Source organism: Streptomyces sp. RP5T (assembly GCF_003933965.1).
GTDB lineage: Bacteria > Actinomycetota > Actinomycetes > Streptomycetales > Streptomycetaceae > Streptomyces.
In genome coordinates this window covers 1-7991 of the sequence record NZ_RSAJ01000393.1, presented here as the reverse complement: position 1 = coordinate 7991, position 7991 = coordinate 1, and the positions used below count along the sequence as shown (strand labels likewise).

General features: G+C 73.1%; 6 protein-coding genes and 1 pseudogene. 3 read left to right on the top strand and 4 right to left on the bottom strand.

Translation table 11 applies throughout. The features are described from left to right. Positions 1 to 589: pseudogene (locus EHS43_RS30990) on the bottom strand (Toxic cation resistance protein); the annotation flags it as partial. 272 nt (positions 590 to 861) lie between these two features. Between EHS43_RS30990 and EHS43_RS30985 the strand changes: the two are divergent. Continuing rightward, a complete protein-coding gene (locus EHS43_RS30985; protein WP_125194012.1) occupies positions 862 to 2916 on the top strand; it encodes a PhoX family phosphatase in 2055 nt (684 codons plus the stop codon). A 53-nt stretch (positions 2917 to 2969) separates the two neighbouring features. Here the strand turns inward: EHS43_RS30985 and EHS43_RS30980 are convergent, their stop codons facing one another. Then, positions 2970 to 3920 (bottom strand): LysR family transcriptional regulator, encoded by a 951-nt coding sequence (locus tag EHS43_RS30980; RefSeq protein WP_125194011.1) that lies wholly within the window; start codon positions 3918 to 3920, stop codon positions 2970 to 2972. A 148-nt stretch (positions 3921 to 4068) separates the two neighbouring features. Between EHS43_RS30980 and snpA the strand changes: the two genes are divergently transcribed. Beyond that, positions 4069 to 4731: a snapalysin gene (snpA, locus tag EHS43_RS30975; RefSeq protein WP_125194010.1), complete on the top strand. Its 663-nt coding sequence runs from the start codon at positions 4069 to 4071 to the stop codon at positions 4729 to 4731. Positions 4732 to 4811: 80 nt separating this feature from the next. On the opposite strand, the gene EHS43_RS30970 is transcribed toward snpA, so the two are convergent. Beyond that, on the bottom strand, positions 4812 to 6737 hold the full coding sequence (locus EHS43_RS30970) for an FUSC family protein (protein WP_125194009.1): 1926 nt from the start codon (positions 6735 to 6737) through the stop codon (positions 4812 to 4814). Between the two features lie 67 nt (positions 6738 to 6804). Next, positions 6805 to 7551, bottom strand: coding sequence for an alpha/beta fold hydrolase (locus EHS43_RS30965; protein ID WP_125194008.1), 747 nt, complete (start codon positions 7549 to 7551; stop codon positions 6805 to 6807). A 75-nt stretch (positions 7552 to 7626) separates the two neighbouring features. On the opposite strand from EHS43_RS30965, the gene EHS43_RS30960 reads away from it, so the two are divergent. After that, positions 7627 to 7991: GntR family transcriptional regulator (locus EHS43_RS30960; protein ID WP_148104127.1), on the top strand; the 365-nt coding region annotated here is incomplete at its 3' end.

The window sequence follows — 7991 nt, the reverse complement described above, 5'->3', positions numbered from 1 at the left end:
CCGGCTCGTCCGCCACTGGCGTCTCAGCGACCGGCTCGTCCGCCACTGGCGTCTCAGCGACCGGCTCGTCCGCCACTGGCGTCTCAGCGACCGGCTCGTCCGCCACTGGCGTCTCAGCGACCGGCTCCTCCGCCACCGGCGTCTCAGCGACCGGCTCCTCCGCCACCGGCGTCTCAGCGACCGGCTCCTCCGCCACCGGCGTCTCGGCGATCGGCTCCTCGGCGACGGGCTCCACCACCGGCGTCTCGGCAGCAGGCTCCTCCGTCACCCGAGTCTCCGCCGCAGGCTCCTCCGCCGCCGAGGGCTCGCTCGGTGGCGTCGGTTCCGGGGTCTTGGTGGAGGGGGTCTGGTTCGGGACTGTCACCTTGTCGAAGGCGGCCGCCACCAGTTCGTGTTCGGACTCGGAGTCGGAGTCGGAGTCGGTGCGGGGCTCGGGGACCGTAGCCGTCGCGGGGGTCGGCTCGGTCGCCGGGGACGGGAGTTTCGGTGCCGTCGCCTCCTGCGAAGGAACCGCACCCTCTGCCTCGGAGGCAGCGCCCTTGCGTGATCGGCCGCCGAACGCGTTCCGCAGGAGAGTGAGAATGCCCATGTGCGCAACCCTTCGCATGAGTTGTAGCCCGTCAATCCCTGGCCAGGACGGACACGTAAGGTTAGCGGCCCCCGGGGGCGATCTTGGGCAGGGGCGGGTGGCTGGGGCAGGCGGAGTCAAGACCTGCTTCCGGACTTCACTCGCGCGGGGCCTCAACTCCGCTACGTCCACCCCGGATTCATCCGTCGTTCACCGCCCCGCCCCGTTCGCGCACGGACACGCACCTAGCGTCCGTCAAGCGAGCTTCATGGGGAAGCAAGGGGAGAGCAAAAGTGCGCGTACAGCTGCCGTTGATCAACAACGTCCATGGGCGATCCGCCCTGACCTGCCGTTTCCGGTGCGGTGACGCCTGTTTCCACCCGGCGCCGAACACCTCCGCCAACCCGTACGTCGGTGACGTGATCGCCACCGCGCTCAGCCGCCGCTCGATGATGCGCGCCGCCGCCGCGGTGACCGTGGCCGCCGCGGCCGGCACCGCGGGCACCGTGGTCACGGCCCCCTCGGCCGAGGCCGCCCCGCAGGCCGCAGGACGGAAACCCGAGGGCAGGGCCGCCCGCGGACTTCGGTTCACCCCCGTCGCGCCCAACACCGACGACACCGTGACCGTCCCGGACGGGTACTCCCAGAACGTCGTCGTCCGCTGGGGCGAGCCCATCCTGCGCGGCGCCCCCGCCTTCGACCCGGAGAAGCAGACCGCCGCCGCCCAGGCCGGCCAGTTCGGGTACAACAACGACTTCCTCGCGCTGCTGCCCCTCCCGGGCGAGCACGGCCGGCAGATACTCGTCGCCAACCACGAGTACACCGACGAGGTCCTGATGTTCCGCGGCTACGACGCCGCCGCCCCCACCCGCGAGCAGGTCGAGATCGCCTGGGCCGCGCACGGGCTGTCCGCCGTGGTCGTGGAGGAGAACCGGAGGAACGGCGCGCTCACCGTCGTACCCCGGCACCACCTGAACCGGCGCGTCACGGCCACCACCGAGTTCCGGCTGACCGGGCCCGCCGCCGGGTCCGGCCTGCTGAGGACCTCCGCCGACCCGACCGGCCGCAAGGTCCTCGGCACGCTCAACAACTGCTCCGGCGGCACGACCCCCTGGGGCACCACCCTCCACGGCGAGGAGAACTTCAACCAGTACTTCGCGAACGCGAGCCGGGCGACGGACAAGCGGTACGGCATCGGGACGGGCGCGAGCGAGCGGAAGTGGGAGCGGTTCGACCGGCGCTTCGATGTCGCCCAGGAACCCAACGAACCCCACCGCTTCGGGTACGTCGTCGAGCTCGACCCCTACGACCCCTCCTCCGCCCCCCGCAAGCACACCGCGCTCGGCCGGTTCAAGCACGAGGGCGCGACCGTGCGGCTCACGCACGACGGGCGGCCGGTCGTGTACTCCGGGGACGACGAGCGGTTCGACTACTTCTACAAGTTCGTCGGCAGCAAGCGGATGAAGAAGGGGTCCTCGCGGGCCGTGCGGGAGCACAACCTCTCGCTGCTCGACGAGGGCACCCTGTACGTCGCCCGGCTCACCGGCGACTCCCCCGCCATCGAGATCGACGGAACCGGGAAGCTGCCCGCCGACGGCGAGTTCGACGGCAGTGGGGAGTGGATCCCGCTGGTCACCGCCACGGCGAAGGGGGCCGTGTCGCACGTCGAGGGCATGAGCGCCGAGGAGGTGTGCGTGTTCACGCGCCTCGCGGGCGACAAGGTCGGCGCGACCAAGATGGACCGGCCCGAGGACATCGAGCCCAACCCGCGCACCGGCAAGGTGTACGTGGCCCTGACGAACAACACCAACCGCGGGGTCGGCGCGAACGCCCCCGCCGACGAGGCCAACCCCCGCAACGCCAACAAGCACGGGCACATCCTGGAGCTCACCGAGCGCTGGAACCGGGCCGACAGCACGAGGTTCGCCTGGACGCTGTTCCTGGTCGCCGGGGACCCCGAGGACCCGGCCACCTACTTCGCCGGGTTCCCGAAGGACGACGTCAGTCCCATCTCCTGCCCGGACAACGTGGCCTTCGACCCGCACGGCAACCTGTGGATCTCCACCGACGGCAACCAGCTCGGCTCCCACGACGGCCTGTTCGGCGTGGCCACCCGCGGCGAGCGGCGTGGTGAGCTCAAGCAGTTCCTGACCGTGCCGACCGGCGCGGAGACCTGCGGTCCGCTGGTGCAGGACCGGCGGGTGCTGGTGGCCGTGCAGCACCCGGGGGAGGTCAACGGGGCGAGCGTGGAGAAGCCGGCGAGCACGTGGCCCGACGGGCCCGGGAGGATCGTGCGGCCCGCCGTCGTGGCCGTGTGGCGCAGGGACGGCGACGACATCGGCGTCTGAGCCCGGCGACGGCACGTCGGTCGTCCGGGGAACGGTCGTCCGGAAACGGTCGTTCAGGGAATGGCCGGAACCGCGGGTCGCCGCTCCGGGCGCCCGTCCTCTTCCAGCCATTCCCGGTACGCCGGCGCCTGCCGCGCGCTCTCCCAGTAGGCCTCCTCCAGCGCGGGCCCGACGCCGTCCAGATCCGTCTCGGTGCGGGCCGCGAGGAGGAGCCGTACGCCGAGCGGGTCGCCGTGCAGCCGCCGTACCGCCATGTCGGGGCGGGGCACCCGGGTCGGCTGGCAGACGGTGACGACCTCGCCGGTGGCGACCAGGGCGTCGGTGGTGTGGTAATCGCCGTGCAGCACCACGGGGTTGACGCCGGCCGCCCGGAACATCCGCTGCACGGCATCCCATTCGCCGTCGACCGTGGGGTCGATCATCCAGCGGTCGCCGGCCAGGTCGGCCAGCGCGACCACGGGTTTCGCGGTCGCCGGGTGGTCCGCGGGCAAGGACACGAACTGCGGCTCGCGTTCGACGAGTACCCGCAGGCACAGCTCCCGCGGGATGCGCAGCGGGCAGCCCTCCACCTCGTGCACGAAGGCCACGTCGAGCTGGCCGTCGGCGACCATGCGCAGCAGGGCGTTGGGGGAGACGTTCATGTGCAGGGTGGGGTCCTGGCCGCGGGCGCGCAGCCGGCGCAGCCAGCCCGACAGGGCCCGGCTCGCGGTGGAGCCGACGCGCAGCTGCGGGCCGCCCGTCGCCGCCGCGCGGGCGTCGGCCACCAGGGAGCGCATCTCGGCCACCAGCGGGCGGGCCCGGCTGAGGACCAGCCGGCCCAGCGGGGTGGGCCGGCAGCCGGATCTCGCACGCACGAACAGGGCGCCGCCCAGGGATTGTTCGATCCGGCGCAGCTGGGTGCTCAGCGAGGGCTGGGCCACGCCCAGCTGCCGGGCGGCCCGGTGCAGGCTGCCGGTGTCGGCTATGGCCACCAGCGCGCGGAGGTGTCGCACCTCAAGGTCCATGCGATCGGAGCGTAAGGCGGGGGCAGGGGTTGCACCAGAGGTGACGGACGCCGGTGATAGGGCCGCGCTATCACCGGTTGGCATCATCACAGCCCTCGCACAGGCACCGACACTCACATCGACGACTCACCCCCACCAAGGAGTCTCGATGCGCAAGCACACCCATGCCCTCACCGCCGCGGCGGTGGCCCTCGGACTGGCAACGGCCGGTCTGGTCACGGCGGTTCCCGCGAGCGCGGCCCCGGCCCCCGCACCGCACGCCGGCTACACCGCGGCCGCGACGACGGACACCAGCGAGGCATTCTTCCAGGCCGTGCTGAAGTCCGTGGCCGAGAAGCGGGCCGCCAGTCCCGACAGCGCGGCGGCCGTCACCGTCGTCTACGACGCCTCCCGGGCACCCACGTTCAGCGCGCAGATAAGCCGCAGCGCCCAGATATGGAACAGCTCGGTGTCCAACGTCAGACTCCAGTCGGGGTCGGCGGCGAGCGCCGACTTCTCCTACCGCGAGGGCAACGACTCGCGCGGTTCGTACGCCTCGACCGACGGTCACGGCAGCGGCTACGTCTTCCTGGACTACCGGCAGAACCAGCAGTACGACTCGACCCGTGTCACCGCCCACGAGACCGGGCACGTGCTCGGTCTGCCGGACCACTACTCCGGTCCGTGCAGCGAGCTGATGTCCGGCGGCGGTCCCGGCACGTCCTGCACCAACGCCGTCCCGAACTCCGCCGAGCGCAGCCGGGTGAACCAGCTGTGGGCCAACGGCCTGGCCGCGGCGATGGAGAAGGCCCTGCACAAGTCCGCCCGCTAGGACAGGACCAGAGCCGCCACCCCCCACCCCGGTGCGGGCCGCCCTCCACGAGCGGGCGGCCCGCACCGGCAGGCCGGCGGTCAGCGCGGTGACGTGATCGCCCGTGCCGCCGCCACCTCCTGGCGCACCGGCTCCAGCACACTGCCCGCGGGCCCGGTGAGGTCGGTGCGGACCTCGTAGAGGGTCTCCACCTCGCGCAGCCCCTGCGCCAACTCCCGCAGCTGCAGGGCGACCTGGTCCACCTCCGCCGGGGACGGGGGCTGCGCTCCGTGCCGTACGCGGACCCGGGCCGCGGTCGTCGCGTCCACGATGCGTTCCACCGCGACGACCAGCGGCCACCAGGCCGCGGCCCGGCGCCCGGTGGGCGGCGGTTCGGTCAGCGCGCGCTGGAACTCGGTGCGGATGACCGAGAGGTCGCGGTACAGGCGGCGGCGCATCCGGGCGCGGGCCGAGGGTTCCGTGCTGTCGAGGAAGGCCGACTCCACGTAGGCCGCCGTGTCCGCCACCGCGTCGGCGAGCCGGTCGCCGACCCGGGTGTGCCAGCTCTCCGGCCACAGCAGGTAGCCCGCGACCAGGGCGATCGCGCAGCCCATCAGGGAGTCCAGCAGGCGGGGCATCAGCAGGGCCGTGCCCTGGTGGTTGAGGATGTCCGACAGGAGCAGGATCACCGGGGTGATGGCGGCCGTCTGGTAGCCGTACCCCCGCGGGGTCAGGGCCGGGATCAGCGGGGCCAGCAGCAGCATCGCCACCACGTCCCCCCAGCCGCGCGGCACCTGCGAGAGCACGGCCGCCGCGACCACGAGTCCGGCGACCGTGCCCAGCGCCCGCAGCAGGGCCCGCGAGAACACCGAACCGAAGTCCGGCTTCAGCACGAAGGTGATCGTCAGGGCCACCCAGTAGGAGCGGGGCACGGGGACGATCGAGACCAGGGCCTGGGCCAGCCCGATGCACAGGGCGAGCCGCAGGCCGTACCGCCAGGACGCCGCCGACAGGGCCACGTTCCGTGTCGCCCGGGCGGCCCGGACGCCGAGCGCGGCCGGGCGGCCCAGGCGGTCGTCGATGCCGCTCGGGTCGACGTCCGGTGCGGCGACGACCTCGGCGGCGTGGCGCAGGGCGTGGTCGACGGCGCGGGCGGTCTCCGACACCGGGACCGGCAGGCTCAGCCCGGTCGGCCCCGTGTACCCGGTCTCCACCGCCTGGGCGAGATGACGGATCGCCGCCGGGATCTCCGGTGCCAGCGGACTGCCGGACAGGTGGGCCGCGGGGGCCGCCTCCACCACCGGTGTGATCGCGTTCAACTGGGCGAGCAGCCGGGTGAGTTCGGGGCTGCGGCCGTGGTGGCGGGCGCGCCGGGCGAGGACGAGGTCGTACGACTGGTTCAGGGACTGGGTGACGGTGTGCCGTGCCTCGTCGTACTCCGCGCGGCCGCAGGCGGTCATCAGGTCGCCCACCGCCCGGTAGGTGCCCGCGACCGCCGCCCTCTCCGGCACCCCGGACCTCAGCGGCCAGGCGAGCAGGGCCAGCAGCAGTACGAGCAGGCCGCCGCCGGTCATCAGCAGCGGGGCCAGCCACCACTCGCCGGGCATCGGAAGGCCCGCGCCCACCACGGAGTTCAGCAGCAGGAGCAGTCCCGAGACCGAGGCGACCGCGCCGATCGTCGAGATCATCCCGGAGACGAGGGCGATTCCGGTGACCACCCCGACGGCGAGCCAGCCGTGGCCGTACACCAGTGAGCCGAGTGTGACGCCGACCGCGCCGAACAGCTGGGGGATCGCGATGTTGAGGATGCGCATGCGGTACGCGTCCGCGGTGTCGCCGATGACCCCGGACAGGGCGCCCATGGAGGCGAGGGCGCCGTACAGGGGCCGGTCCACCGCGAGGCCGACCGCCAGGGGGAGGGTCATGGCGATCGCGGCGCGGGCCACGGCGGGCCGGTTGACCGGTGCCTGCTGCGGTTGGAGGTTCCGGACCAGCCAGTCGGGCGGGGTGAGGCCGATGCGGGACATGGGGTCATTATGAACACCCAGGTCAACCGCCAGGTCCGGGGGCCGGAGGCGCTCGCCGGAACCCGGCCTACGAGCGGGCGTCGACCTTCGCCAGGAACTCCCCGAGCACCGCGTTGAACTCCTGCGGCCGTTCCAGGTTCGGCAGGTGCGCCGCCCCCTCGAAGACGTGCAGGTGCGACTGCGGGAGCGCCGCGTGCATGGCCTCGGCGTCGGAGACCGGCGTGTAGGTGTCGTCGGCGCCCACCAGCACCAGCGCCGGGACCGTGACCCGGGTGAGCAGCTCGCGGTGGTCGGCACGGGCGGCCCGGGCCCGCAGCGCCGCCGCCGCGGAGACGGGGCGGGTGGCCGTCATCATGCCGTGGACGTGCGCCCTGACCTGGGGCGAGGCGTACGGCGCGACCATCTTCTCCAGCACCTCGTCGGCGTACCCGCGCATGCCCTCGCGCTCCAGCCGGTCCGCCATGGCGTGCCGGACCCCGACGCCCTCGGGGGTCTCCGCGGCCGGGAAGGTGTCGGCGAGGACCAGGCCCCGGATCCGCTCGGGGAAGCGCCGGTAGCAGTCCATGGCGATCTGGCCGCCCATGGACAGGCCCGCCAGCACGCAGGCCCGCACGTCGAGTTCGTCCAGGAGCGCCTCGATGTCCTGCGCGAACCGCTCGAAGCGGTCGACCTCCGCGGCCGGTACCGAGGTGCCGTAGCCGCGCAGGTCCGGGGCGACCACGCGGCGGGAGGCGGAGAACGCCTCGATCTGGGGGCGCCACATCGTGTGGTCGAAGGGGTGGCCGTGGACCAGGACCAGGGGGATCGCCGTCATGCCGCCGACCCTAGGTCGGCCGCACTTCTCGGTGCAATAAAATCTTTGCCCTCGGTGCAATCGGAGGAGGTCCTCGTGCACGACTACCGGCGCATCGCCGACGGCATAGCCGCCGACATCACCACCGGACGGCTGAGGCCGGGCGAACGCCTGCCCCCGCAGCGCGCGTTCGCGCGCCGGCACGGCATCGCCGCGTCGACCGCCGAGCGGGCGTACGGCGAACTCGTACGCCGGGGACTGGTCGTCGGCGAGGTCGGACGCGGCACCTTCGTGAAGGCCACCGTCCCCGGGCGGCCCGCCAGGGGCCTCATCGAGGACGCGGGTACCCCCGTCAACCTGGAGCTCAACTACCCCTCCGCCGAAGGCCAGTCGGAGCTGCTCGCCGGCACCCTCGCGCCCCTGCTGCGCCCCGACGTCCTCACCGAGGCGCTCCGTCCGGC